This is a genomic window from Nocardia sp. NPDC052112 (assembly GCF_040680135.1).
Lineage (GTDB): Bacteria > Actinomycetota > Actinomycetes > Mycobacteriales > Mycobacteriaceae > Nocardia.
In genome coordinates this window covers 148,066-172,311 of sequence record NZ_JBFAWD010000014.1, presented here as the reverse complement: position 1 = coordinate 172,311, position 24,246 = coordinate 148,066, and the positions used below count along the sequence as shown (strand labels likewise).

The window sequence follows — 24,246 nt, the reverse complement described above, 5'->3', positions numbered from 1 at the left end:
TAGCGCCCGGGGAATTTCTGATCTGCGCGAAGCCACATTTCCCTGGGCGCACGAGATCGAATGCGGCCGATTTGCTGACACGATGGAAGTCATGCTCGGTGCGTTGACTTCCCGCTGGACCGTATTCGTCCCTCTGCTCGCCGCGATCACCCTGGCCGCCACCTGGGGACGATCGCTGCCCGCCATCGGCGTGGACGTGGTGGTCGCCGCGCTGGTCGGTGCCGTGCTGGCGGCGGTGCATCATGCCGAGGTCATCGCGCATCGGGTCGGCGAGCCGCTCGGGGCATTGGTGCTCGCGGTCGCGGTGACGGTGATCGAGGTCGGGCTCATCGTCACGATAATGGTCAGCAGCGGAGAGAAGTCCGCGACCCTGGCCCGCGACACCGTCTTCGCGGCGGTCATGATCACCTGCAACGGCATCTTCGGTCTCGCACTGCTGGTCGGTGCGGTCCGCAGACGGGTTGCGGTATTCAATGCCGAGGGCACCGGCGCGGCACTGGGCACCGTGGCGACCCTGGCCACCCTCAGTCTGGTGCTGCCGACCTTCACCACCAGCAAGCCGGGGCCGGAATTCTCCCGCGCTCAGCTGGTCTTCGCCGCGGTGGCTTCGCTGCTGCTCTATGCCCTGTTCGTGATGGTGCAGACGGTGCGGCATCGGGACGACTTCCTGCCCGTCGAGGAATCCGACGGTGTCAGCGCCGAGCGCGGCGAGCGGCCGACAGTGCGCGCGACGCTGCTCAGCCTGATCATGTTGGTGGTTGCCTTGGTCGGGGTCGTCGGTCTGGCCAAAGTGGTGTCGCCGTCGATCGAATCGACCGTCGCCTCGGCGGGACTGCCGCAGTCCGCGGTCGGCGTGGTCATCGCACTGCTCGTCCTCCTGCCGGAAACGCTTGCGGCCGTGCGTGCCGCACGCCGCGATCAGGTGCAGATCAGCCTCAATCTCGCGCTCGGATCGGCAATGGCGAGTATCGGCCTGACCATTCCGGCGATTGCCGTAGCAACCATCTGGCTAGACGGTCCGCTCGTTCTCGGGCTCGGTGCGACGCAGATGGTGCTGCTCGCCTTGACGGTCGTCGTCGGCGTGCTGACGGTGGTGCCCGGCCGGGCGACCTTGCTGCAGGGCGGTGTCCATGTGGCCCTGTTCTCCGCTTTTGTGTTCCTCGCCGCTAGTCCGTAGCCGATGTGACCGGAGCCATGAATAGCAGTGATCTCAGCAGTCTGATCAGCCAGGCGCTGCACGAAACCGGCGATGACGCCGTCCAGGTGCGCGTCGGCATCAAATAAGGCATTACCTGCGCAAACACGCATCGCGAAAGTTGATCTTTTCCTAGCGTGTCTTCGGTAGCCTGCCTGGAGAGCTTTTCGTGAAGGTAGTCCCTACTCGGCACGAAGGCGGTGTGATGGTGAAACCCGGCGGTGCTAGGACACCAACCGATAGTGCTCGCGTCCTGACCATCGCGGCCGTTCTCGCCGCCGCGCTCGCGCTGGTAGTCGCGATAGCGCTGCTGATGAGCTCGAATCAGGATTCGAAGAAGGACACACCGACATCGAGCACGTCGAACACCGACCGCCCGGCCCCCGCGCCGCCGCTCGTGCCGCAGTCGAATCGCCCGACGGCCCCCGCGAAGCAACCGGCACGCAAGCGCGGCGACGATTGCTCGCACGATGGAGTCGTTGCCCAATGGGATGTGCGCAATGGCCTGTGGGTCTGTGCGCCGCGGGAGCAGGCACGCAATCAGCACCAGGTCGGCGACGATTGCTCGCACGATGGGGTCCTCGCGCAATGGGGTCGGTCGCCGGATGGCGGCTGGACCTGCATACCGCAAGGTCAGGGCGTTGCGGAACCGCCGCCGCAGAATCCGGCGCCGCAGAATCAAGTGCCGCAGAATCCGGCGCCCCAGAATCAAGCGCCCCAGAATCCGGCGCCGCAGAATCAGGTGCCGCAGAATCCGGCGCCCAACTCGGTTCCGGTCCCGGACAACCCGAGCCCGAACCCGGTACCGGAGAACCCCAATCCGGTCCCGCAGAACCCCATCCCGATCCCGCCGCCGAATCCGATCATCATCCCGGGCCTGCCCCCGCTGCCCCCGCTGCCCGGACTGCCGTAGCCGACCGACGACGAAATTCGTTCGACACGACTGAGATGCTCGATTGGTGATCGTTGTCCCCGAATTCTTCGCCGAGCGTCTGGTTGCGATGGAGCCATCGGCTCGGGCCTGGCTGGCCGGTCTGCCCGAGCTCGCGGCCCGGTACGCCGAGCGCTGGGACCTTCGGTTCGAGGGCGCGCCTATGCACGGTTATGGTGGTTTGGTGCTGCCCGGCGTACGTGCGGACGGCAGTCGGGTCGTGCTCAAACTCGGTCATCTCACTCCTGAGACGCGCGACGAACCGGTCGCACTGACCGCATGGGCGGGCAATGGCGCGGTGCGGTTGCTCGACAGCGACGCCGAGGACGGTGCACTCCTGCTGGAACGACTCGATCCCACCCGGTCATTGGACTTCGAACCCATCGACGATGCGGTTCGGATCATCTCCGTGCTGCTGCGTCGGCTCGCCATCTCCGCTCCGCCCGGCATTTCCCGCGACCTGCGCGCCGAGGCCGAGCGTCTGGTGACGGAGTTGCCGAAGGACTGGCAGCGTCTCGGCGCCCCCTTTCCGCGCACGATGCTCGACGCGGCCGTCGAAGCCTGCGCCCAGCTCGGCCCGAGCGCGGATCGCCTGCTGGTGAATGAGGATCTGCACTACGAGAACGTCCTCGGCGGCACCCGCGAACCCTGGCTCGTCATCGATCCACAGCCCCTGGCGGGTGACCTCGAATTCACCACGCTTTCGCTGCTGTGGAACCGGCGCACCGAATCCGCCCTGGACGATCGCTTTGCCGCCATCGTCGATATCGCCGGACTCGATCCGGACCGCGCCCGCGCCTGGACCCTGGTCCGCGCGGTGCAGAACTGGCTGTGGTTCGTCGAAGACGAGGACACCGAAGACTTCGGCTGGCCCGCCGTCCAGGCCATCGCCCCGTGGGCCATGCGCTGACTCGTCCGGCGATGCGAAAGAAACGACTCCACGCCACCCGCCCCGCCGACGCGCCCTGGCGAAACCGCTTGCGCGCCAGGCCGACCGAGACCAGACCACCTAACTTCACCGCTCGCCGGTCGGCACGTCGCCGCTACTGGTGAACCGCGCGAACGCTGGTGTCCGCGCCGAGGCCGCGCGGCGGACGGTCAGCTCGGGAGCGCTGCGAAGGCAGGCAGGACGTAGCGTTCTACGAGTGCCCGTTCGGCACCGGGATCGGTTGCGGGCCAGAACAATAGCGAAAGGACCACGCGAACGATCCATTGTCCGGCGAGTGGGTCACCCCCGATTCCGGTGAGTTCGGTTGCGGCGTCGGCCAATCGGGGACTGCCCGCGAGGTGGGTGTCGACCTCGTCCGGGCTGGTCGTTGTCAGGAAGGCGGTGGCGACCTGGTCGGCGCGGACCGCCTCGAGTGCGGCGAGGATCGCGTGGGTGATGCGGTCGGGGCCGGTGTGGGCGGCGACGGCGCGCCGGATGGTCTCGGCTATGCGGGCGGTGGCCCCGGTCAACACGGCGTCGCGCAATGCCGACTTCCCGCCGACATAGCGGTAGACCGTGGCGCGGGAGCATCCGGCCGCGGCGGCGACATGGTCGATATTCAGTCCTGCCATGCCCTGGTGGGCGATGAGGTCGGCCGCGGCGGCGTGGATGCGTTCGATCGCCAGGTCGCGGCGATGGCCGCCGGCGAGCCAGTCGGGTTGTCCGGTCATCACGACCTCCGGATACGGTTCGAGAATTTTGTCTCAGGATGAGACATCCTACGCTCGGATTCGCACTGAATCGGCAGTTCGGCGGCAGGCTTCGAGATACGGTCCGACCTGCGGATTCGACTCCGGAATCTCACTTTTCCCGGGCTATTGACGATGGTGGGCCGCACCGCGAAATCTGGTGTGCGGAAACCGAAACCGTGTGTCGGAGAGGCGAGCGAATGACCCGTGTATTGGATGAGATCGACCTATTCGACCCCGTGGTCCTCGACGATCCGTATCCGCTATACGACCGGCTGCGCACCGAAGCGCCGGTGCACCGCATAGCCGACACCGATTTTTACCTGGTCAGCCGGTGGGAGCTGGTGATGGAGGCGACCACCCGGCCCGCCGACTTCTCTTCCAACCTCACCGCCGCCCTCGTGCGCCAACCCGATGGTTCGGCCGCGGTCTTCGATCTGGACGGCGGTGGCCAGGCCATTCATGTCCTGGCCACCAGTGACGAGCCAACCCACCAGGCCCACCGCAAACTGGTGCTGCCCGCCCTCGTCGCGAAACGCATTCGCGCACTGGAACCCACCATCACCACGGCGGCGGATCGATTGTGGGCGCAAGGTTTCCGCGATGGACATATCGAGTGGGTGTCGGCCATGGGCGACCGATTGCCGATGACCTTGGTGGCGAAACTGATCGGCCTACCCGATGAGGACATTCCCCAGTTGCTCGCCTTGGGCTACACGAGCAATGAACTGCTCGACGGCGTGGTCGGCACCGACCGGTTGTTCGCTGTCGTAACCGCCGCAACGGAACTCGCCGACTATCTGCGCCGTCAACTCGTACAAGCCAGCGACCGTCCTGGCGACAATCTTCTCGGTGATCTGGCAAGAGCCTGTGCCACCCGTGAACTCACCCGCGAAGTCGCCGTTTTGATCCTTGTCCAACTGGTCGGTGCGGGCGGCGAGTCCACCGCGGGCCTGATCGGCAATGCGGCCCGCATACTCGCCACCGATCCCACGCTCCAGACCCGTCTGCGCGCCGAACCCGATCTGCTCGGCACATTCCTCGAAGAGGCCCTGCGTCTGGAATCCCCGTTCCGCGCGCACCATCGCCACGTCGTCCGGGACACCACCCTCGGCGACACGGAACTTCCGGCGGGCAGCCACCTGCTCCTACTGTGGTCCGCCGCCAATCGCGATCCCGCGATCTTCCCCGCCCCCGACGAAATCCGTCTCGACCGCCCGGCCCAGCGCAATCATCTGGCTTTCGGTAAGGGCATCCACTTCTGTGTCGGCGCGGCCCTGGCCCGGCTGGAGGCACGCCTTGCTCTGCAAGTCCTGCTGGCCCGCAGCACGTCATTTCGGCTGTCTCCGAATCCCGATGCCGCCCAATGGGTTCCCAGTATCTTCGTGCGCCGCCACCGTCGCTTGGACCTGTCCATCGCCTGACCAACTCGGCACGGACGAGGTGTGCCGCCACCAGCGCGACCGCGGCCTGTGCTGATTTCGACTGCGGGCCAGGCACTTCTGTGCAGGAAAGCCGGCGTTCCGGTTCCCGCTGGGCCGGGATGTTCGGCTCGAGCGTCCATTCTCGCGCCGATTCGGAGGATGGGCATCCTCCGCCGGGAGGAGTCGCGGTGGGCACCTGCCGGGCATCATGGTCTGCATGGCGGATTCGGGTGTGACCAGGGGTGTGGACTGGCTGCTCGATGTGCGCGCACTGCCGGTGCGTATCGGAGTGCTGTCGGCATCGGGGATCGGTTGCCTGCTGCTGCTTTCGGATGCGCCCGGCCCGGTGGACTGGATCATCGGGCTGCTCGCGGTATTCGTGACGGCGGCCGGCGTCCGCTGGCCGTTTGCCACATCACTGCTGGTGACGGGCCTATTGGTGCTCGGCTATGAGATCGGCGCTACCGGACCGGTGGTGCCCAAGGTGGGTGCCGCGATCGCGCTCACCGAGCTCGCGGCCCGGCGCAGTGGATGGCAGCCGTGGGTGGCGGCGGGGGCATTGGGGGCGGCCTACCTGCTGCATCCCTCGGGAGCGCAGGCGGCGACTGTTTACCGGGCGCTCGTCATGGCGGGTGCACCGCTGCTGATCGGACATCTCTTGTACGCGGCACGCGAGGGCGCCGACCGAGCCAGGCAACTGGCCGGCGAGATTTCGCAGCGTCGCGAGGCCGATATCGCGGCCGCGCGAGCGATGGAGCGTACCGCCATCGCCAGGGAGTTACACGATCTGATCGCACATCACGTCTCGTCCACCGTGCTGCGGGTCGGCGTGGCCCGGCATGCGGTTCCGGACGCGCCGCCCGCGGTCCGGGAGGTACTCGACGATATTCACGCCAGCGGCACCGAAACCCTTGCTGATCTGCGGCTTCTGGTATCGGTACTGCGAGATCCGGCAATGGCTGGCGAATCCTTCATCGCGCCGACGGATCTGCCCGCCGCGATCGCGGCTGTCGCGGAGCGGGCCGGGCAATTGGGCACAAACGTAGCGGTCGAGGTCGACGATGCGGTGACCGCGGTGGATGCCCTGCGGTCATTGACCCTGTTGCGATTGGCACAGGAGGGCGTCGCGAATGTCGTGCAGCACGCGGGTTCGGGGGCGAGCGCCCGATTGGCCATTACGACACGTGCGGATGGAACGGTGGATTTCGTCCTGCGCGACGACGGCATGCAGACCAGCATGGGCAACCGGCAGGGGCTCGGCCTGGTCGGATTGCGCGAGCGGATCGAACTGCTCGGCGGCGAATTCATTGCCGGGCCGGGTGATTCCGGTTGGCGGCTCGACGCATCGCTGCCGACCGCGATTCCCATCGGAAAGGCAGTGGGGCTATGACCATTCGAGTACTCATCGTCGATGACCAGCAGTTGGTACGCGCCGGACTGCACATGCTGTGTGCGACCGATACCGAACTCGAGGTCGTCGGGCAGGCGGCCAGCGGCGCAGAGGCGGTGCGGCTGGCCGAGCGGACCGCCCCCGATGTCGTCCTGATGGATCTGCGCATGCCCGGTATGGACGGAATCCGCGCCACCGAACGCATTCTCGCGACCAGGCCGGCGATCCGCGTCGTGGCTTTGACCACCTTCGACGATGACGACCACCTGTACCCCGCACTCGCGGCGGGAGCATGTGGGTTCTTGGTCAAGGATGCCTCGCCCACCGATCTGCTCGACGGCATCCGCCGCGCGGCTGGGGGCGAGTCACCGTTCAGCCAGGCCGTATTACAGCGACTCGTGGCATCCGCCGTCACCGCGCGGCGGGTCGACCGAAGCGCGGATTCCGCTGCACCACAAGGACTTACCCGGCGTGAGGCCGAAGTGCTCACCTTGGTTTCGGCGGGCCTGTCCAATGCCGAGATCGCCGAGCGCCTACATCTCGGCGTCACCACGGTCAAGACGCATATCGGCAATCTGATGACGAAAACCGGTGCCACCAATCGTGTTCGGCTCGCGGTGCTGGGTGCCGGTCAGCGCTGAGGACCTCAATGCGGATGCTGTGCCGCGTAGGTCGCGCGCTCGAGGGCCCGTCGCCGCGCCCGCTCCGGATTCTCCAAATCCGCTGGCAGTCCGTGTTTGGCCAGGCGGTGTGCCCGATTCATCGGCATGAACGCCGTTGTGTAGAACAGTGCGAGTAGTAACGCCAACAACACCATCGACCCGCGTAGCCACAATTCGCCTGGGAACAGCAGGAATACGGCGAACAACGGTGTGAACGGCACCAACCCGCGCACGAGATGACGTGGCGTCGCGTACTTGCCGGTGAGGTCGTTGCGCACCCACTCGCGCAACGAATCCGGCAGGCGCCGCCCGAAGGCATAGCCGATCCACTGGATGGGATTGGGTCGGGTCATGCGTGCACTCCTCGTGACGTCGCTGGGTCGGCCGCATGGCGCGCGGCCTGGTTGACTCGGGTCAGTACGTCGCGTAACTCCTCCAGATCCGCCAATGTCACGCCGAGTCGTGCCACCACGGCGGGCGGAATCTGCTCGGCCTGCTTGCGCAGCGCACGTCCGTCCGGGGTCAGATCCACCACGAGGTTGCGCTCGTCCCGACTATCGCGGCCCCTGGTGATCAACCCGGCCGACTCCAGCCGCTTGAGCAGCGGCGAGAGTGTCGGCGAATCCAACTGAATCGCCTCGGCAATCGCCTTGACCGACATCGGCGCCTCGCCCCACAGCGCCAACATCACCAGATACTGCGGATGCGTCAGCCCGAGCGGTTCCAGCAGCGGCCGATATATCCCGAGCACCGCCCGATTGGCCACGGCCAGTGCGAAACACACCTGCCGATCCAGCCGCAACGGATCGTCGATCTCCATAGAACCTCCTCGATGCACAACCTTAGCGCATGAATAGTTAATGCATTAAGTATTAGTGTTCGAGTTCACCCGCATGTGTAAGAGTTGGATGCGGCAGGGTTCGCGATACCTTGGACGTGTTCGCCTGTCGTGCTGGTCGTCGCGTGCTGAGGTAAAGCTCTTCTCGAGCGTGCCGGTCGCCGCAACCCGGGCTGAGCTGGGCACTGGATGTGCATGTCTCGAGCCGGGAATCGGGATGAGTCTCGATAGCGTATAGCTATGGATCCCGCCGGTACGCGCCCGCGCAGCCACGAGGTCGACGCGGTGCGCGGTTTCGCGCTGTGCGGGATTCTCATTGCCGATATCTGGCAGCTCACCGATATGCGGGCGACTGTCGCGCCGGGCACCGTGGATCCGATACGGCATGTGCTGTCCGTGCTGTTCGAGGGACGGTTCTTCCCGATCTTCTCGTTCCTGTTCGGGCTCAGCTTCTCGCTGTTTCTCGACCGCGCCGCCGAGTGCGGCGACCGTCCGCGGCTGATACTTACGCGTCGGCTCATCGCACTCGGTGTGTTCGGCCTGATCCACCAGGTATTCCAGCCGGGTGAGGCGCTGCTGCCGTATGCGATCGTCGGGCTGGTGGTGCTGCTGCCCGCGGCCGGGCTGCCGCGCTGGGTGATATTGCTCGCCGGGCTGATCACCACGATCGGCGTGCCGGTCACGATCGGTGGTGGCCTCGGGTTGGTACCGGGCCTGTTCCTGCTCGGCCTGGCCGCCGATCGCTTCGGCCTCGTCGATGACCTGCGCTATTACGGCTGGTGGATCGCGGTGGTCTTGGTGCTGGCCGTGCCCGCTGCACTGGCCGCCGGGGTATGGGAGTACCGCACGCCGTATGTCGATCTGTGGACCGGCAGCGCGGCCCCGGTGGCCGGATTGCTCGGCGCGCTGGCCTATCTCACCGGATTCCTGCTGTTCCTGCGCACCGATTCCGGTGCGGTATTCGCTGAGGTGCTCGAGCCGATGGGACGGATGGCTCTCACCAATTACGTCTCGGCAACCGGACTGATCCTGGCCGCCGACTCATGGCTCGGCCTATCCGATTCCAATCGCTATGACGCACTGCTCGGCTCGGCCACCGGGATCATCGCGGTGCAGGCGCTGTGGAGTTTCTACTGGATGCGCTGGTTCCGCTACGGCCCGCTGGAATGGGTGTGGCGCTGTGTGACCTGGTGGCAGCTGGTGCCCAATCCGCGTGCGGGGGATGAGTCCGAGCGAATACACCAGGTCCGCTCAGCGACTACTTGGCGCCGACGCCCGCGGACCTGATCGCATCGAGTACTTCACCGTAGGAGAGAGTGGAATTGACGGTGATGGTTTCCGCGGTGCGGTCGACGTCGACCGATTGCACGCCGCCGAGGCTGTAGAGCGCGCGTTCGGCGACGACGGCGCGTTCGTCGGAGTAATCGGTCATATCGAAGGTATAGGTCATCACGACCCCCCCTGGTAGGTAGCTGTCCTTCGGTTCGGCAGATAGCCGAATCGGCGGTTTTCAAACGCCGCGACGACCGGGTTTGATTTCGAAATATCCGGGCATAGCCAGAAGGTAATATCAATCAGCGCAACGGGATTGTCATGATCATTATCATCGGGCTCGTCGTTCTCATCGGCGCGGTAATTGTCGGCGTTGCCGGAGTGGCGGCCAATACGGGCGAAGTTCGTACCGCGCCCAGCGATTTCGGGGTATTCGACTATCACTTGACGGTCTCCGCGGGGGAACTTTTCCTCTACGGGATGGCGATCGGGGCGATCGGGATGCTCGGCCTGAGCTTGCTGCTCGCGGGTGTCTGGCGTAGTTCCCGTCGCAGCAGCACCGCACGGCGCGATCTGCGGCAGTCGCGCCGGGAGTTGGCGGCCCAGGAAAAGGCGGCCGAGCAGGCCACCAAGCGTGGCGGCACACCGCCGCCCGCCGCGGCGCCACCGGCGACCAAACCCACCGCGCAAGCCCCTGCGCCGCAGGGCGGTAAGCCGGTGTGGAGCTGGAATCGGTTCCTGCGCAGGCCCAACGGGTCGGCGTCGGCCGAAACATCCGGCCGCACAACGGTCAAGACGACCAAATAAAGGAAAGAACGATGATCATCCTCGGCTTGATACTCCTCATTGTCGGATATCTACTCGGTATCGGTCTGCTCACCACGGCCGGAATCATCTTGCTGATCATCGGCGCGATACTCGCACTCGTCGGGTCGGTGGGCCGGCGCCCGGTCGCCGGTCGGCGGCACTACTACTGACGCCGACGCGCCGCGCACAGGACGGGCCGAAGGTTCCCTTCGGCCCGTCCTCATACCCCGGCAATGCCCGCCAATTGACCGATACCGTAGGTGATCGCCATTGCCAGCGCACCACCGATCACCACCCGCAACACCGCGCGCCCGCGATTGCTGCCGCCGAGCCGGGCGCTGACCGACCCGGTAAGTGCCAGCGCGATCAGCACCGCCGCGAATGTCACCGGAATACGCGCGGTAGTCGGCGGCAAGAGGATCGCCAAGAGCGGCAGTAGCGCACCGACAGTGAACGAGACCGCCGAGGAGACGGCCGCGGCCCACGGGTTGGTCAGCTCGCGCGGGTTCAGCCCCAGTTCGGCGTCGGCGTGGGCGAGGAAGGCGTCGTGCGCGGTCAACTCCTCGGCCACCTTGCGCGCGGTCTCCGGTGTCAGCCCCTTCGACTGGTAGATATCGGCCAGTTCGGCCAGCTCGTAGTCCGGTTCTTCCTTGAGTTCCGTGCGTTCCTTGGCGAGTAGCGCCCGCTCGGAATCCCGCTGGGTGCTCACCGATACGTATTCGCCCGCGGCCATGGAGATCGCACCCGCGGTGATTCCGGCGATGCCCGCGGTGAAAATGGTCGAGGTGCTGGTCGTGGCCGCGGCGACACCGACGACCAGACCCGCGGTCGAAACGATGCCGTCGTTCGCGCCGAGTACACCCGCGCGCAACCAGTTCAGCCGCGACGCCAGCCCCTCACGATGCGGTTCATGCGGGTGCGGCGAAGGCGTCGTGTCCATAGGCCGCAGACTATGCGAAAGTCCGCAAAGTATCAGCTAGCCGAACCGCCAGCGCCACGATCGTCAGGGTCGGATTCGCATGGCCGGTGGTCGGGAAAACCGAACTGCCCGCGACGAACAGATTCCGCACCCCGTGCACCCGGCAGTCGGTGTCGACCACGCCGTCGCGCGGATCCGTCGACATGCGGGTGGTTCCGGTCGGATGTGCCCAATCGGTGAGTACCGGCGGTCGCTTGCTGTCCACCTGCGCCCAGTCGTACAGCGTCGGTGTCGGAAATCCCAGTCGCGCGAACTCCTCGACCGTCACCGCCGCTGCCCGGCGCACGGTGCTGTCTTCCTCCGTATGCACCCGCCAATCGATGCGGGGGAGCGGCACACCGAGCCGATCGGTGCGGTCGGTCAGCGTGATGCGGCTGTCCGGGTTCGGCAGCTGTTCGACCATGCAGCGCAATTCGATTCGATCGAGTTTGTGCGGCAGTCCGGCGTGCTGGATGAGCCGGCGCCGCGCGCCAGCGAGCAGTAATCCGGGATGGCGCACCGCGATCCGCGCATCGTGGCGATCGCCGCGTCCACGCAGTAACTGCTTCACCGACTCCCACGGATCGTCTTCGGCGAGCACCTCCTGCAACCACAGTGCGCAATTGAGCAGGCCCTCGGCCTCCTGGAGCTTCGGCGACAGTGCGACACCATGCAGGAAGGTGTGCCTGCCGTGTGCCGTCTTCACCACATACTTGCCGAAGCGTTCCAGCGCACTGCCCGCCACGGCCGGATCCAATGCACCGACCGCGCCGCAGCGGTGATCCATCAGATAGCGCCCGACCATGTCGTGCCGGTTGCCGATGCCGCCCGGCAAGGATTGCCGAGATACCAACAGCAGCCGCGGATTTCCGATGCCGCCGGTGGCCAGAACGAAGATTCGTGCGCGCACCGAACGCGGCCGTGGGTCTTCCCCGGCGACCCGAACCGAAACCACCCGGTTACCTTCGGGATCGGTGTCGACGTGGGTGACGGTCGCATGCACGAGCACCCGGACATTCGGCGCGACAAGATCTTTCACGTGCGCGCCGAAGCGCTTGCAGTCGAACGGGTCCACCGGATCCCGGCTGATCTGCCAGAAGTACGGACGCAAGCGCGTCGGATCGAGGGCGTCCGCGGGTTGGGCCCGCCCGGCCAACTGCCAGAACGTGTCATCGGTGAAACCGCTGCCGTAGCCGATGCCGATGTGTTCGGCCGCGCGCACCAGATACGGTTCGAGGTCGGCCGCGCGAATCGGCCAGCCGGAACCGGAAACCCAAGGGCGGCGGCGAAAATCGAGGTCGTCGAGCAGACCGCAGCGACCGCTCCAGGTATGCGAGGCGCCACCGAGGATCCGATCGCCCGCGACCCGGTCCGACTGTGCCCGGCCCGCGCCGGCATTCTCGATCTCGGCCAGCGCGTCGACCTGGTCGGTCGCGGTCAGCCCACCGCTTTCCAGCACCAGCACACGCAGCGATGTTCCGGACAGTTCGGTCGCGATGGTCAGGCCGGCGGGACCGGATCCGATAATGACGATATCGGCGGTCAACTCGTCGTCACCGACCGTTCGCAGCTCATCGATTCGCAACGGCGGTCCTCTCCCACAACCGTATCCACCCCTGTGCGGCGCGCGTCTCGTCCAGCGTATGAGACCGGCCATTCGAGCGTTCGCGGTTCAACAACCTCGGGTGAAGAATGCCCGCACGTACCCTGCGGACTGCCGGATGTACATCCAGGTCCAGAACTTCGGGCCGCGGTCGCTGGGGCTGGCGACCATGGTCAATTCGCCGTGGAAGCATTTGCCGACGATGTACCTGGCCCGCGACACATGCGGGGTATAAGTCACGACGATGATGTGGTGCCAGCCGTAAAGGTCTGCCCGCCTTCGGATCTCACGTGCCTCACCGTCGGTCGTCCACGGATCCGGTACGAAACAGCTGACGGTGAACTCGAATCGGGGTGCGCAGTACCGGTCCATTACCGAATCGTTTTCGCCGGTCGATCGGGAGATCAACAATTGCGGTGCGTATCCTCGTTCGGCGAGATCGAGACCGACATCGAATCGTTCATAGGCGGTGCCGCCCAACACCACGATCGCATCGGCCCGGCGCAATGGATCGGTCTGCGGATACACATACACCGGCAGACCCGCCACACCGAGGACGGCGACCAGGGCGAACAGTGTACTGAAATACAAACCAGCACGTCGCAAGCCGGGCACCGTTCCGACGATACCCACATGCGCACCGGTCCGACGTAGGCGCAGTTCACACCTGTTTCGATATCGAATCTCGGTGCGGGACAGGACGACCGCAGCGGTCCGGCCAGCACCAGGATGTTCTGTGCTGGTCCAGGGGCCGCGACCGGGAGCCGACCCGGCATGTCAGGACCTGGCGATTGCGACTCGGAGTTCTTTCAGATGGGGGACGGACCGGGCGCACCGGCAACCGGTGCTGCCGGGGCGACCACGGCGTGCGCGGGCTGTGTGGACCGGACCCGGCGGGCCCGCAGCCGCTGTCGATGCGACGCCCGCGATCGGGTGAACCTGTCGATCAGGAAGACCACTTGTGGGCATGTCGATACGCCTTGCGTACCCCTCGCACACAAGTCGGTATGCAGTGCGCCCGCACAGTGGCCTCCGGCTCCACCCGCGACGGCGATCGCATCGCCCGAGAGAATTCCAGGCAACCATCAGCGCCCGATAAACGTGGAATAAACGCCGCCTAATCCGCGATATCGGCGGTCGGCTCGGCGCTGAACAGCCGGTCGATGGTGGGCGGTGCCAGCCCCGCGCGCCGGAAGATCTCGGCGGCCTCGCCGAATTCCGCCGCGGCCGGGCCGGTGCGTCCCTGCGCGGCCAACGCGCTCGCGTGCAGGGTCATGGCACGCGCCCGATCTATCGGATCGGCGGCCTTGGTGAGCAGCCGAACCGCCTCGGCGGCTTGGGTTTCCGCATCGGCCACATTGTCCGCGCGTAGCTGGATCTGCGCCAATCTGGTTCGCGCCCACCCTTCCCAGAGCCGTACGCCATTGCGTTGCGTGATCCGCACGGCATCATGGCCGAGCTCGAGTGCGCGCTCGTGCTCGCCGCGCATAGATAGCGTGGCCGCCAATTCGTGGGTGGCCCAACCGAGTGCGACCGGATTGGACGACGCCTGCGCCAGCGCGATGGCCCGGCCGGCGATATCGACCGCCTCGTCGTATCGCCCTGCCTCGCAATAGGTTCGGATGACCAAGGCCAGACACCAGGCCTGTATCGACCGGTCACCGAGTTCCCGCGCGAAGCGCATCGCATTCTCGAAATGCCGACGCGATGTTTCGATCTCGCCGAGTCGTCGATCGGCAATGCCGAGCAGTACCTCCGAGAGCACCGCGATCCTGCGATCGGCGTCGTCGGTGGGTGGCCCGGCCGCGGCGTCGAGATATTTCAGACTCGCCTCGACCTCGCCGAGCCCGACCTGCAGCAGCGCACCGAGTGCGACCCGGATGCGGCGTTCGCTCGCGTGCGACTCGCGAATCGCGGTGTCCAGCAAGGCCGTCAGTGCCTCGGACAGTTCTCTGGCGCGGGTACCCGCGTCCATCAGTTCGGCCATGACCCAGGCCAGATCGGCGGCCACCTGCAGGGCGCGGCCACCGACCCGGGCGGCCTGCCGGTGCAGCGCGATCACCACCGGCCGCTCGACGTCGTTCCATACCTGTCCCTCGGCGCCGCTGGCGAACCGTCGGCCGGGCACCGTGGTCGGGATCAACAGACGCGTGGTGTTGCTGTAATCGATGGCGCTCAGCAGGTTCTTCGCACCCGCGAGGTAGTAGTCCAGCAGCCGGACCAGCACCGCCGACTCGTCCTCGTCGGCGACGCTCTGGGCGAACAGACGCAGCAGATCGTGGAATCGGTAGCGACCGGGCACCGTCGTCTCGAGCAGGCTCAGGTCGACCAGTGATTCGCATATCCGCTCGGCCTCGGACTCCGCGATACCGAGCACCGCGGCCACGCCGTCGACCGGCAGATCCGGGAAGTCGACAAGCGCCAGCATGCGAAAGGCCTTGGCCTGCTGCTCGTTCAGCTGCCCGTAGCCGAGCCGGAAGGCGGCCTCGACGCCGAGTTCGCCGGTCTCCAGCACCGCGAGCCGTCCCTTCTCGTCGGCCAGCCGCGCCGCGAACGATCCGATGGTCCATTGCGGTCGCACCGCGAGTCGCGCGCCGACAATGCGCACCGCCAACGGCAGACATCCGCACAACTCGACGACCTGCCGCGCCGCGCTGTCCTCGGCCGCGACACGTTCCGGGCCGAGGATGCGGATCAGCAGCGCGATGGCCTCCTCGCGTTCCAGTACATCGAGGCGCGTGCGGCGCACGGCGGACATCTCGGTCAGCGCCGAACGACTGGTGATCAATACTGCGGTGCCGGGTGTTCCGGCGAGCAGCGGCGCCAATTGCGCACTGCCACGGGCATTGTCGAGCACGATCAGCATGCGCTTACCGGAGAGGCGGGTGCGCAGTTCGGCCGCGCGATCGTCGACGGTGCCCGGAATCGCGCCCTCCGCGATACCGAGCGCACGCAGGAATCCACCGAGCGCATCACCGGGCGAGGTCGGCACCGGATCGACGCCGCGCAGGTTCACATACAGCTGTCCGTCCGGGAAGCGATCGCGCACGTGATGGGCCACATGCAGCGCCAATGTGGTCTTGCCGACGCCGCCCATGCCGCCGACCGCGGAGATGGCGACCGCGCTGCCGCCGCCGGTCAAGTGCTCGGCGATGCGTTCGACCAGTTGCGCGCGGCCGGTGAAATCGGCGATATCCGGCGGCAACTGCGCGGGCACGATCGGCTCCGGGCCGTAGCCGCTCTGTCGCGGTGTCGGCATTTCGGCGCGCAGGATGCGTTCGTGCATGGCGGTCAGCTCCGGACCTGGCTCGACGCCGATACCGTCCACCAGATCGCGGCGGGCCCGCGCGAACACCTCGAGCGCCTCGGCTTGGCGGCCGCAGTGATACAGCGCGGCCATGAGCAGCGCGCGGAACCGTTCGCGCAGCGGATGCTCATCGATCAGCGGCCCCAGTTCGGCGACCGCATCGGCGGCACGGCCGACCTCGATATCGAGGGCGAGCCGGTCCTCGAGAATCGCAAGGCGCCACTGCTCTAGCCGGATGCGGTGTCGTTCGGCGAAAGGTCCGGCCAATCCGCTGAGCGCGGGCCCACGCCAGCGGGCGAGTGCGTCGATCAATGCCGCGCGTGCCGCGTCCGGCGTTTCACCGCGCATCCGTTCGGCCGTGGCCACCAGGGCCTCGACCGCCTCGATATCGGTCGAGCCCGGCGGGATTCGCAGGGCGTAGCCGTCACCGACCGAGACCAGCACCGTCGACGGTGCGCGCGAAGTCCGATCGGGTTCCAGTACCCGACGCAACTGTGCGACGTGGGTACGCAGCGCCGCGATGGCGCGTGGCACCGGATCCTCGCCCCAGATCCCCTCCACCAATTCCGCTGCGGTGACCGACTTTCCGGCACGCAGCAACAGCGCGGTCAGTACCGCGCGACGTTGCGGAGGCCCCAATTCGAGCGGCGTCTCCCCACGCCACCCGCAGACCTCACCCAATACTGAAAACTGCACTGACCCGACCTCCCGGACCCGGGAGCTTACGCGCGCATCCGGCGAACGGCTCGTTCATTCCTTGACTATCCGGCGTTCATCGATCCCTGCTAGCGCGGTTGCCGCGACCTTGGGCCGATGGGGTGGCGGCGCCGCACGTCGTAACCTCCCTCACCGACGAAGGATCGGGCCCGTTCCATCCGGTCTCGGACCGCATCGGCCGATCCGTTGCGGCCCAGGCGTTTCGGCGCGTGGCGCCCGGCGGACATCTCGCCTGGCGCGGAAATATCGGCGGCGATTTTCGGTGCCGCGAGCCCCTAGGACAGGGGTGCTACGCTGCGGCGATATCGGTTTCGATATCGGCTTTCGGCCAGGTCGGTCTTGGACAGGCGGATCGGCACTGTGTTGTCGTGTCGCCATGACAAAGATCGGTAGACACGGGCGGGGCTCGGCTCGTGTGGGGCTGGCCCTGGTGACGACGGTGCTGTTGCTCGGCGCATGTGGAGCCGAGTCCAAGGCTCCGGATCCGGCACCGACTCCGGTGGGGCGATTGGCCGATATCGAGCAGCAGCATCAGGCCAGGCTCGGGGTCTTCGCCGTCGATACCGGTTCGGGAAAGACCGTCGGCTTCCGCCAGGACGAGCGGTTCGCGATGATGTCGACATTCAAGACGCTCGCATGCGCCGCGCTGTTGCGTGAACATCCGTTGGCCACAGGGTATTTCGATCAGATCATGCACTTCACCGAGGCGGATGTGGCGGCCGCCGGCGGTTCGGCGGTCACCGGTACCCGCATCGACAGCGGTATGTCGGTATCGGAACTGTGCGATGCGGCGATTACCCGCAGCGATAATGCCGCGGGCAATGAACTGCTGAAGCTCCTCGGTGGTCCGCAGGCGCTGACGCGGTTCCTGCGATCCATCGGCGATCAGGTCTCCCGCCTGGATCGCTGGGAGCCGCAGCTCAATACCGCCATCCCCGGCGACGAGCGGGACACCACCACACCCGCGGCAATCGCGGCCGACTATCGGGCACTGACGGTCGGTGACACACTTGCCGCACCGGAGCGTGCCCAGCTGACGGCGTGGTTGGTCGCCACCACCACCGGCGGTGCTCGGATTCGCGCCGGACTGCCGGATGATTGGAAGACCGGCGACAAGACCGGCACCGGCGACTACGGCTCGGCCGACGACGTTGCTGTCACCTGGCCAACAGGTAGTGCCGCACCGATAGTGCTCGCGGTGCTGACCACCCATACCGGCCCAGATGCGAAGGCGGACAACGGATTGGTGGCGGAGGCAACCAAGGAGGCCGTCGGTCTACTGCGGTAGCCGGTGCTGCGCGCCTTCGCGGCGAACGGCGGTAGGCGTTGTGCCCCACCATCTTCGGCAGCACCGGGTGAAGGTGGCCTGTTCGGACAGTCCGATCAGCGAGGCGACCTGACTCATCGGCATATCGGTGGTGGTCAGGTAGCGCCGGGCCGCGTCGCGCCGGACGGTATCCAGGATGGTGGCGAACGCGGTGTCCTCGGCCGCGAGGCGACGTTGCAGCGTGCGTGGATGGATCGTCAAAAGCCTTGCCACGGCGGTGATTTCCGGTGGCGCAGTACCGAGCAGTTGTTGTACGGCGGCGTGGACCTTCGGTGCGGTGGCGGCATCCGCGCCGCCGGACTGTTCGGCCAGGAATGCCATGGCCAAGCGGTGCAGATTCTCGTCGCCGCCGCTCAGTGGCCGGGTCGCCAGGCTGATCGGCACGCGCAACGCCGCCGCGGGGCGCTCGACCCGCACGGGTGCGCCGAAGAACTCCTCATAGATCCGGATCGGCGCGACGGGCCGGTACGGCAGTTCGACCGAGCGCAGCCCGTAGCGCACGTCCACCAGCCGTTGAAATGTGCGGTGCACGAAGGCGAGTCCGAGATCGGTGCCCTGGACCGGTGTCGGCCCGCCGGGCTGAACGCCATAGCGCAGGGCGGTGACGCCGCGGTCGCCATACGGGTCGGGTGCGAGGGTCAGGCGCAGCGACCGCGCGTGCAGGAACAGATAGCGCGAACAGCATTCGAGGGCATCGGCGAGCGTCGGCGAGTTCCGGATGGCCAGGGCCAGCGGGCCGAGCATATCCAGATCTTGTCGATACGAAATGCGCAGGCCGAGGTCGGGGCAGTCGAGCCGCTGCGCGGCCAGCTCCAGCGCCGCGGCGACCGCCTGATCCGGTACCAGCAGATCATCGGCATCGAGGGCGGCGATCGGCAGTCCGGCGGCGGTGGCGAACTCCTCGGCGTTTCCGCCCAGCTCGGCCACCGTCGCGCGAAATCCGCGCAACCCCGCGGACCGAATCACCGACATGTCGCTCAGAATCAAATACTTGTCGTGCAAAGTCAAGAATCTGGTCCGCTGGCCTCGCAGACTGGAGTCATGAAGGCTTCGATCAGGGATGGGTCCGAGACCGCCGTACTTCCGGGCCACCTCGATGTCGTGATCGTCGGCGCCGGGTTATCCGGCATCGGCGCGGCATATCGACTGCAGACCGAATGCCCCGGCAAGACCTATGCCGTGCTGGAGGCGCGCGAATCGCTGGGTGGCACGTGGGACCTGTTCCGCTATCCCGGTATTCGCTCGGATTCGGACATGTTCACCCTCGGCTATCCGTTCAAACCGTGGCGAGATGCGAAGTCGATCGCCGACGGTCCGTCCATTCTGCGCTACGTCGAGGAGACGGCCGCGGAATACGGCATCGACCGGCACATCCGCTACCGCACCAAGGTGGTCGGGGCCGACTGGTCCACCGCGTCGGCGCGCTGGACGCTCACCCTCGAGCAGCGCGATCGCACCGGTAACACCACCGAGCGCACGCTGACCTGCAATTTCCTCTATGCCTGCGCCGGATATTACAACTACGAGCAGGGGCACTCCCCGGACTTTCCCGGCATCGACTCCTTCGCCGGGCAGGTCGTACATCCCCAGTTCTGGCCCGAGGATCTCGACTACACGGGCAAGCGCGTCGTGGTCATCGGCAGTGGTGCGACGGCGGTCACCCTGGTGCCCGCCATGGCCGATCAGGCCGAGTCGGTGACGATGCTGCAACGCTCACCGACCTGGATCAGCGCCGTTCCCGGCCGGGACAAGCAGGCCGACAAGATCCGCGAATTGCTGCCGCCGCAGTTGGCGCACCGCGTGATTCGCACCAAGAACATCCTGTTCAGCATTGGTTTCTATCAATACTGCCGCCGCCGCCCGGAGGCCGCGCGCAAGCTGCTCACCGGCTTGACTGCTCGAATCCTCAAAGACGAGCAGGCCGTTGCCGAACATTTCACACCGACGTACGACCCATGGGATCAGCGGCTGTGTGCCGTACCCGATGCCGACTTCTTCAAGGCGATGAAGAAGGGTAAGGCGCAGGTCGCCACCGATCACATCGAAACTTTTGTGCCCGAAGGGATTCGGCTGAAGTCCGGTCGGATCCTGCCGGCGGATATCGTGGTTACCGCGACCGGACTGCAATTGCTGGCCTTCGGCGGCATCGCACCGAAGGTCGACGGAGCGGCGGTGAACCTGTCGGAGCAATTCGTCTGGCAGGGTGCGATGCTCACCGGAGTACCGAATTTCGCGGTCTGCATCGGGTACACGAATGCCTCATGGACGTTGCGCGCCGATCTGACCTCGCGGCTGGTCTGCAAGGTCGTCAACCACCTGGACCGCAATGACTATGCGGCCGTGGTGCCGAAGCCGGAGGGCGCGCTCGACGAGCGCCCGCTGCTCGATCTGGCCTCCGGCTACATTCAGCGCTCGATCGGTGACTTCCCGCGTCAGGGCGATCGGCATCCGTGGAAGGTGCGGCAGAACTATCTGCTCGACTCGGCCACGACCATGCGCACCAACCTGCACAAGACGCTGGCCCCGACCCCCCGCTCGACCGTCCGTCCCGTCGAACTCTCGGCCACCCACTGAGCCGTCGCACATCCAGTGGCTACCGCGCACAGCGTGCACCGGGTGCGGGGTTGTCACGCGGTATGCGCCACCGCACCCGGGTAACGGATCTCCCGAAGCGCTGAAATCCCTCCACAAGTGGGTATTGAGGATCGTCCATGGCGCGGGCTGACATGATCATCGCCATGATCGAATTGCGTAACGCACGGTGGGCAGTGGCAATGGCGGCGGGCGCGGTACTCGTCGCGGGTTGTAGCAGCAAAGACGACTCGACGGATCGCTGGAATGCCGCGGCACCGACCACGCCTCGCGAACAGTTGGTGCTGACCCCGGAGGAATTCCCGACGGGCACCAAGAAGCTCGATCTGCCACCGGAGCAGTTGCAGTCGACGGTCGGCGATCTCGCCGCGACCCAGCAGAACGCCACCTTCACACCGGCGGAATGCGGTTCCACGCAGCAGGATCTCGGAGCGGCGACCAAGGAACTGCTCGGTCAGTCGTCCATCTCCGCGGCGACCGGTAAATCGGGCCAGATTTTTGTCGAATTCGTCTCCGCGCGCACCGGAGATCTGCAACGGATCGCCGACGGCAATAAGCGCTGCGCTTCGGTCGAGGTGGTCGCGAGCTACGACGGCCATCAGGTCACCGCGTCGGAGCGCGTCACGAGTCAGCCGGTGCCTCAGGAACTGAAGGGCGCGAACGCGATCGCCTTCCATGCGACCAGCACCGCGAAGACCGACGCCAGCAGCGCTCCACTGACCCAGAACGCATACCTGGGCTACGCCGAGGTTCGGGGCACCACGGTCGCGGTTCGCGTTGCCGCGCTGGATGATTCGCTCGACCCGGCGGCATTCGATCAGTTCTTCGTGGCCGCGGTGCAGAAGGTGACGAAGGCGGCCTAGCCTACTTGCGGACGATCAGTTCCAACGCGATATTGTCCGGATCCCGGAACTCGAGGATATAGCTGAACCCGATGTCCTTGATGTCCTCACGCGCGACTCCGCAGGCATCGAGATGTGCTGCGGCAGCCTCCAATTCGGCCAGTGATTCGAGAGGGAACGCGAGATGGTCTAGCCCGACCCGGTTTTCGTCGAAGCTGTCGGTGCCGACCGGCCGCAACCCGATCATCCCGTGCTCCATTCGATAGATCACGCCACCGAAGAGAAATCCGAGCTGCTCACGCGTCGCCTCGTCCGCATCGGCGGGCACCTCCAGCGCGACCGGCCATCCGAATACCTTCTCGTAGAACGCCCGCGACCGATCGATATCGCAAACCGTGAGTCGCACATGGGCAATGGCACTAGTGGCAATCGACATACGCTCATGCTCGCATCCACCTCCGACTACCCGCAGGTTATCCCCTCCCACCTGCCGTTTAGGTAAGTGTCCAACCCATGCTGTAGCGTTACCCGAGCCGACGCGGGGTGGAGCAGCTCGGTAGCTCGCTGGGCTCATAACCCAGAGGTCGCAGGTTCAAATCCTGTCCCCGCTACAAACGGCCTGGGCCAGAGAGATTTCGCTCTCTGGCCCAGGCTATTTTTCGGTCTACTGGACCTTTACTCGACATTTCGGCCTGGGACACGGCGTCCTCGATTCAGCGCGACCCGCACTCGCCGGCATCGATTGTTGACGTTCGTCGGGTCGCGCAGCGTTCCGGTGCTCGAACGTCGCCGATCTCGACGGCCCGGCGCTGGTTGCGGTTCTTCTCGATCTGCCCTTCGGCGTTGCCGAACTTGCGCACGGGAAAGGCAAGAGCCGATACCGAACACAAGGCTGAGAGTTCACTGGGACGGAGACGGGTTGGCGGGCCAGCGCACGCCGTGCATTTCTTCGGTGCCTGTCGGGGCGTGCGGCCGCAGAGGTCCCAGGGCGACCACAACAGACGGCTGACAGCGGCGCCGAAACGACTGTCTGAGAGGCTGGAGTCGTGAACCCGTCTACAGCACAGGCGCACGTGGTCGTGGACGAACTCGCGCGTGGTGGTGTCCGGGACGTTGTTCTGTGTCCCGGCTCACGGAACGCGCCGCTGGCCTTCGCTCTGCAGGCGGCGGATGCTGCGGGCCGACTGCGGCTGCACATGCGCATCGACGAACGGACCGCGGGCTTCCTCGCGGTTGGGCTGGCGGTAGCCAGTCGGCTGCCGGTACCTGTTGTGATGACCTCGGGGACCGCGGTGGCCAACCTCGGTCCCGCGGTGCTGGAGGCCAACTACGCGCGGGTGCCGCTGGTGGTGCTCAGCGCCAATCGGCCCTACGAGATGCTCGGCTCCGGCGCCAACCAGACCGTGGAGCAGCTCGGTCTGTTCGGCAGTCAGGTCCGCACCACCATCAGCCTCGGCCTCGCCGAGAAAGAATCCGCGTCCGCCGACTGTGCGTCGTACGGGCACCAGAACAGCTTGTGGCGCTCGGCGGTCTGCCGGGTGCTCGCTGCGGCCCGCGGCACCCGCTCCGGCAACGCGGGCCCGGTGCACTTCGATATCCCGCTGCGCGAGCCACTGGTGCCCGACCTCGCCCCCGGCGAGTATGCGCCCGAGGGACGCGAGGATGGACGGGCCTGGACGCACACCCAGTACGCAACGCTCGATGTGCCGCTCGACATCGACCTGACCCCCGACACGATCGTCATATCCGGCCACGGTGCCAGGCTGCGGCCGGAACTGTCCGAGCTGCCAACCGTCGCCGAACCCACGGCCCCCATGCACGGCACCGCGCTGCACCCGTTGGCGTTGCTGCTGCTGAAGCCGCGCCAGGCCATCGTCACCGGCCGGCCGACCCTGCACCGTCCGGTGGCCAAGGTGCTGGCCGATCCGAACGTCACCGTCTACGCGGTCACCACCGGTCCGCGCTGGCCCGATGTCTCCGGCAATGTGGTCGGCACCGGTACTCGGGTGGTTGTCACCGGCGCACCGCGCCCGGAATGGCTGGGGCATTGCCGTGAGCTCGACGCGATGGCGACCGAGGTGGTCCGGTCCGAACTCGCCGTGCATTCGAAGCCGACCGGCCTGCACGTGGCGGCCGTGGTGATGGACACGCTGCGGGAGGGCGACCAGCTGCTGCTCGGCGCGTCCAATCCGGTGCGCGACGCGGCTCTGGTGTCGTATCCGCGGCCGGGTATCACGGTGCTGTCCAACCGCGGTGTCGCGGGCATCGACGGCACCGTGTCCGCGGCTGTCGGCGCGGCGCTGCAGCACGACGGCCGCACCATCGCGCTGCTGGGTGATCTGACCTTCCTGCACGACGCGTCCGGCCTGCTGATCGGGCCCGGCGAACCCCGCCCGGCCGATCTGACCATTGTGGTCGCCAATGACGACGGCGGCGGTATCTTCGAGCTGCTGGAACAGGGTGAACCGCAGTATGCCGGAGTATTCGAGCGGGTGTTCGGCACCCCGCACGGCATGGATCTGGCCGCGCTGTGCGCCGCCTACCGCATTCCACACAGCCAGGTCGATCCGGAGCAGCTGGCCGTCGAGTTGGCCGGGCACGCACACGGCACGCGGGTGCTCGAGGTGCTCACCGAGCGGTCGCGCCTGCGCGATCTGCACGCGGCCGTGCGCGCCAAGATCGCACCCTGATTCGAGCTATTTCG

The 24,246-nt window shown here is 66.4% G+C and carries 23 protein-coding genes and 1 tRNA gene; 14 read left to right on the top strand and 10 right to left on the bottom strand.

Annotated elements, in window-relative coordinates; translation table 11 throughout:
• The first annotated feature begins 91 nt into the window (after positions 1–91).
• From AB0L58_RS26265 to AB0L58_RS26255, 3 genes are all read left to right on the top strand, one after another.
• The gene (locus tag AB0L58_RS26265) at positions 92–1,177 is read left to right on the top strand and encodes an ionic transporter y4hA (RefSeq protein WP_364390470.1); all 1,086 of its coding nucleotides are present in this window, start codon (positions 92–94) and stop codon (positions 1,175–1,177) included.
• A 223-nt stretch (positions 1,178–1,400) separates the two neighbouring features.
• Positions 1,401–2,108: a hypothetical protein gene (locus tag AB0L58_RS26260; RefSeq protein WP_364390389.1), complete on the top strand. Its 708-nt coding sequence runs from the start codon at positions 1,401–1,403 to the stop codon at positions 2,106–2,108.
• 46 nt (positions 2,109–2,154) lie between these two features.
• A complete protein-coding gene (locus AB0L58_RS26255) occupies positions 2,155–3,036 on the top strand; it encodes an aminoglycoside phosphotransferase family protein (protein WP_364390388.1) in 882 nt (293 codons plus the stop codon).
• 188 nt (positions 3,037–3,224) lie between these two features.
• Here the strand turns inward: AB0L58_RS26255 and AB0L58_RS26250 are convergent, their stop codons facing one another.
• Complete coding sequence (locus AB0L58_RS26250; RefSeq protein WP_364390387.1) at positions 3,225–3,785, bottom strand: TetR/AcrR family transcriptional regulator; 561 nt, start codon at positions 3,783–3,785, stop codon at positions 3,225–3,227.
• 218 nt (positions 3,786–4,003) lie between these two features.
• Between AB0L58_RS26250 and AB0L58_RS26245 the strand changes: the two genes are divergently transcribed.
• The 3 genes from AB0L58_RS26245 (at position 4,004) to AB0L58_RS26235 (ending at position 7,258) form a co-directional block, all read left to right on the top strand.
• Positions 4,004–5,227 carry a cytochrome P450 gene (locus AB0L58_RS26245; protein WP_364390386.1) on the top strand — a complete coding sequence of 408 codons (1,224 nt, stop codon included), beginning with the start codon at positions 4,004–4,006 and terminating at the stop codon, positions 5,225–5,227.
• Between the two features lie 217 nt (positions 5,228–5,444).
• Entirely contained in the window at positions 5,445–6,617 is a 1,173-nt protein-coding gene (locus AB0L58_RS26240; protein WP_364390385.1) for a histidine kinase, read from the top strand.
• A complete protein-coding gene (locus AB0L58_RS26235; RefSeq protein WP_364390383.1) occupies positions 6,614–7,258 on the top strand; it encodes a response regulator transcription factor in 645 nt (214 codons plus the stop codon). Before AB0L58_RS26240 ends, AB0L58_RS26235 begins: the two co-directional genes overlap by 4 nt.
• 5 nt (positions 7,259–7,263) lie before the next feature.
• On the opposite strand, the gene AB0L58_RS26230 is transcribed toward AB0L58_RS26235, so the two are convergent.
• Together AB0L58_RS26230 and AB0L58_RS26225 are read right to left on the bottom strand one after the other, a co-directional pair.
• A complete protein-coding gene (locus AB0L58_RS26230) occupies positions 7,264–7,632 on the bottom strand; it encodes a DUF5313 family protein (protein WP_364390381.1) in 369 nt (122 codons plus the stop codon).
• Positions 7,629–8,099 carry a MarR family transcriptional regulator gene (locus tag AB0L58_RS26225; protein ID WP_364390379.1) on the bottom strand — a complete coding sequence of 157 codons (471 nt, stop codon included), beginning with the start codon at positions 8,097–8,099 and terminating at the stop codon, positions 7,629–7,631. Before AB0L58_RS26225 ends, AB0L58_RS26230 begins: the two co-directional genes overlap by 4 nt.
• 258 nt (positions 8,100–8,357) lie before the next feature.
• On the opposite strand from AB0L58_RS26225, the gene AB0L58_RS26220 reads away from it, so the two are divergent.
• Complete coding sequence (locus AB0L58_RS26220) at positions 8,358–9,404, top strand: DUF418 domain-containing protein (RefSeq protein WP_364390378.1); 1,047 nt, start codon at positions 8,358–8,360, stop codon at positions 9,402–9,404.
• Here the strand turns inward: AB0L58_RS26220 and AB0L58_RS26215 are convergent.
• Positions 9,376–9,567, bottom strand: a complete 192-nt coding sequence (locus tag AB0L58_RS26215; RefSeq protein WP_364390377.1) for a heavy metal-associated domain-containing protein — start codon at positions 9,565–9,567, stop codon at positions 9,376–9,378. The two genes, AB0L58_RS26220 and AB0L58_RS26215, sit on opposite strands and share 29 nt — an antisense overlap.
• A 143-nt stretch (positions 9,568–9,710) precedes the next feature.
• Between AB0L58_RS26215 and AB0L58_RS26210 the strand changes: the two genes are divergently transcribed.
• Together AB0L58_RS26210 and AB0L58_RS26205 are read left to right on the top strand one after the other, a co-directional pair.
• Positions 9,711–10,196, top strand: a complete 486-nt coding sequence (locus tag AB0L58_RS26210; protein WP_364390376.1) for a hypothetical protein — start codon at positions 9,711–9,713, stop codon at positions 10,194–10,196.
• An 11-nt stretch (positions 10,197–10,207) separates the two neighbouring features.
• Complete coding sequence (locus AB0L58_RS26205) at positions 10,208–10,366, top strand: hypothetical protein (protein ID WP_364390374.1); 159 nt, start codon at positions 10,208–10,210, stop codon at positions 10,364–10,366.
• A 50-nt stretch (positions 10,367–10,416) separates the two neighbouring features.
• Here the strand turns inward: AB0L58_RS26205 and AB0L58_RS26200 are convergent, their stop codons facing one another.
• The 4 genes from AB0L58_RS26200 to AB0L58_RS26185 all read right to left on the bottom strand — a co-directional run bounded on the left by AB0L58_RS26200 (position 10,417) and on the right by AB0L58_RS26185 (position 16,760).
• Positions 10,417–11,136 carry a VIT family protein gene (locus tag AB0L58_RS26200; RefSeq protein WP_364390372.1) on the bottom strand — a complete coding sequence of 240 codons (720 nt, stop codon included), beginning with the start codon at positions 11,134–11,136 and terminating at the stop codon, positions 10,417–10,419.
• 10 nt (positions 11,137–11,146) lie between these two features.
• The gene (locus tag AB0L58_RS26195) at positions 11,147–12,739 is read right to left on the bottom strand and encodes a GMC family oxidoreductase (RefSeq protein WP_364390370.1); all 1,593 of its coding nucleotides are present in this window, start codon (positions 12,737–12,739) and stop codon (positions 11,147–11,149) included.
• An 87-nt stretch (positions 12,740–12,826) separates the two neighbouring features.
• Entirely contained in the window at positions 12,827–13,348 is a 522-nt protein-coding gene (locus tag AB0L58_RS26190) for a YdcF family protein (protein WP_364390469.1), read from the bottom strand.
• A 526-nt stretch (positions 13,349–13,874) separates the two neighbouring features.
• Entirely contained in the window at positions 13,875–16,760 is a 2,886-nt protein-coding gene (locus AB0L58_RS26185) for a BTAD domain-containing putative transcriptional regulator (RefSeq protein WP_364390369.1), read from the bottom strand.
• 397 nt (positions 16,761–17,157) lie between these two features.
• Between AB0L58_RS26185 and bla the strand changes: the two genes are divergently transcribed.
• Positions 17,158–18,069: a class A beta-lactamase gene (bla, locus tag AB0L58_RS26180; protein WP_364390368.1), complete on the top strand. Its 912-nt coding sequence runs from the start codon at positions 17,158–17,160 to the stop codon at positions 18,067–18,069.
• On the opposite strand, the gene AB0L58_RS26175 is transcribed toward bla, so the two are convergent.
• A complete protein-coding gene (locus tag AB0L58_RS26175) occupies positions 18,058–19,080 on the bottom strand; it encodes an AraC family transcriptional regulator (RefSeq protein WP_364390367.1) in 1,023 nt (340 codons plus the stop codon). The genes bla and AB0L58_RS26175 overlap by 12 nt on opposite strands.
• Positions 19,081–19,149: 69 nt before the next feature.
• Between AB0L58_RS26175 and AB0L58_RS26170 the strand changes: the two genes are divergently transcribed.
• The gene (locus AB0L58_RS26170; protein WP_364390366.1) at positions 19,150–20,682 is read left to right on the top strand and encodes an NAD(P)/FAD-dependent oxidoreductase; all 1,533 of its coding nucleotides are present in this window, start codon (positions 19,150–19,152) and stop codon (positions 20,680–20,682) included.
• Between the two features lie 137 nt (positions 20,683–20,819).
• Positions 20,820–21,563 (top strand): hypothetical protein, encoded by a 744-nt coding sequence (locus tag AB0L58_RS26165; protein ID WP_364390364.1) that lies wholly within the window; start codon positions 20,820–20,822, stop codon positions 21,561–21,563.
• A 1-nt stretch (position 21,564) separates the two neighbouring features.
• On the opposite strand, the gene AB0L58_RS26160 is transcribed toward AB0L58_RS26165, so the two are convergent.
• Positions 21,565–21,978, bottom strand: coding sequence for a VOC family protein (locus AB0L58_RS26160; protein WP_364390362.1), 414 nt, complete (start codon positions 21,976–21,978; stop codon positions 21,565–21,567).
• Positions 21,979–22,079: 101 nt separating this feature from the next.
• On the opposite strand from AB0L58_RS26160, the gene AB0L58_RS26155 reads away from it, so the two are divergent.
• Together AB0L58_RS26155 and menD are read left to right on the top strand one after the other, a co-directional pair.
• A tRNA-Met gene (locus AB0L58_RS26155) sits at positions 22,080–22,153 on the top strand.
• Positions 22,154–22,588: 435 nt separating this feature from the next.
• Positions 22,589–24,232 (top strand): 2-succinyl-5-enolpyruvyl-6-hydroxy-3-cyclohexene-1-carboxylic-acid synthase, encoded by a 1,644-nt coding sequence (gene menD / locus AB0L58_RS26150; protein ID WP_364390360.1) that lies wholly within the window; start codon positions 22,589–22,591, stop codon positions 24,230–24,232.
• Positions 24,233–24,246 lie beyond the last annotated feature (14 nt).

Bases quoted from the DNA above. Each gene is read 5' to 3' on its own strand.
- AB0L58_RS26265 (WP_364390470.1), top strand. From the start codon at position 92: ATGCTCGGTGCGTTGACTTCCCGCTGGACCGTATTCGTCCCTCTGCTC.
- AB0L58_RS26260 (WP_364390389.1), top strand. From the start codon at position 1,401: ATGGTGAAACCCGGCGGTGCTAGGACACCAACCGATAGTGCTCGCGTC.
- AB0L58_RS26250 (WP_364390387.1), bottom strand. From the start codon at position 3,785: ATGACCGGACAACCCGACTGGCTCGCCGGCGGCCATCGCCGCGACCTG.
- AB0L58_RS26245 (WP_364390386.1), top strand. From the start codon at position 4,004: ATGACCCGTGTATTGGATGAGATCGACCTATTCGACCCCGTGGTCCTC.
- AB0L58_RS26240 (WP_364390385.1), top strand. From the start codon at position 5,445: ATGGCGGATTCGGGTGTGACCAGGGGTGTGGACTGGCTGCTCGATGTG.
- AB0L58_RS26235 (WP_364390383.1), top strand. From the start codon at position 6,614: ATGACCATTCGAGTACTCATCGTCGATGACCAGCAGTTGGTACGCGCC.
- AB0L58_RS26230 (WP_364390381.1), bottom strand. From the start codon at position 7,632: ATGACCCGACCCAATCCCATCCAGTGGATCGGCTATGCCTTCGGGCGG.
- AB0L58_RS26225 (WP_364390379.1), bottom strand. From the start codon at position 8,099: ATGGAGATCGACGATCCGTTGCGGCTGGATCGGCAGGTGTGTTTCGCA.
- AB0L58_RS26220 (WP_364390378.1), top strand. From the start codon at position 8,358: ATGGATCCCGCCGGTACGCGCCCGCGCAGCCACGAGGTCGACGCGGTG.
- AB0L58_RS26215 (WP_364390377.1), bottom strand. From the start codon at position 9,567: ATGACCTATACCTTCGATATGACCGATTACTCCGACGAACGCGCCGTC.
- AB0L58_RS26210 (WP_364390376.1), top strand. From the start codon at position 9,711: ATGATCATTATCATCGGGCTCGTCGTTCTCATCGGCGCGGTAATTGTC.
- AB0L58_RS26205 (WP_364390374.1), top strand. From the start codon at position 10,208: ATGATCATCCTCGGCTTGATACTCCTCATTGTCGGATATCTACTCGGT.
- AB0L58_RS26200 (WP_364390372.1), bottom strand. From the start codon at position 11,136: ATGGACACGACGCCTTCGCCGCACCCGCATGAACCGCATCGTGAGGGG.
- bla (WP_364390368.1), top strand. From the start codon at position 17,158: ATGACAAAGATCGGTAGACACGGGCGGGGCTCGGCTCGTGTGGGGCTG.
- AB0L58_RS26175 (WP_364390367.1), bottom strand. From the start codon at position 19,080: ATGTCGGTGATTCGGTCCGCGGGGTTGCGCGGATTTCGCGCGACGGTG.
- AB0L58_RS26170 (WP_364390366.1), top strand. From the start codon at position 19,150: ATGAAGGCTTCGATCAGGGATGGGTCCGAGACCGCCGTACTTCCGGGC.
- AB0L58_RS26165 (WP_364390364.1), top strand. From the start codon at position 20,820: ATGGCGCGGGCTGACATGATCATCGCCATGATCGAATTGCGTAACGCA.
- AB0L58_RS26160 (WP_364390362.1), bottom strand. From the start codon at position 21,978: ATGTCGATTGCCACTAGTGCCATTGCCCATGTGCGACTCACGGTTTGC.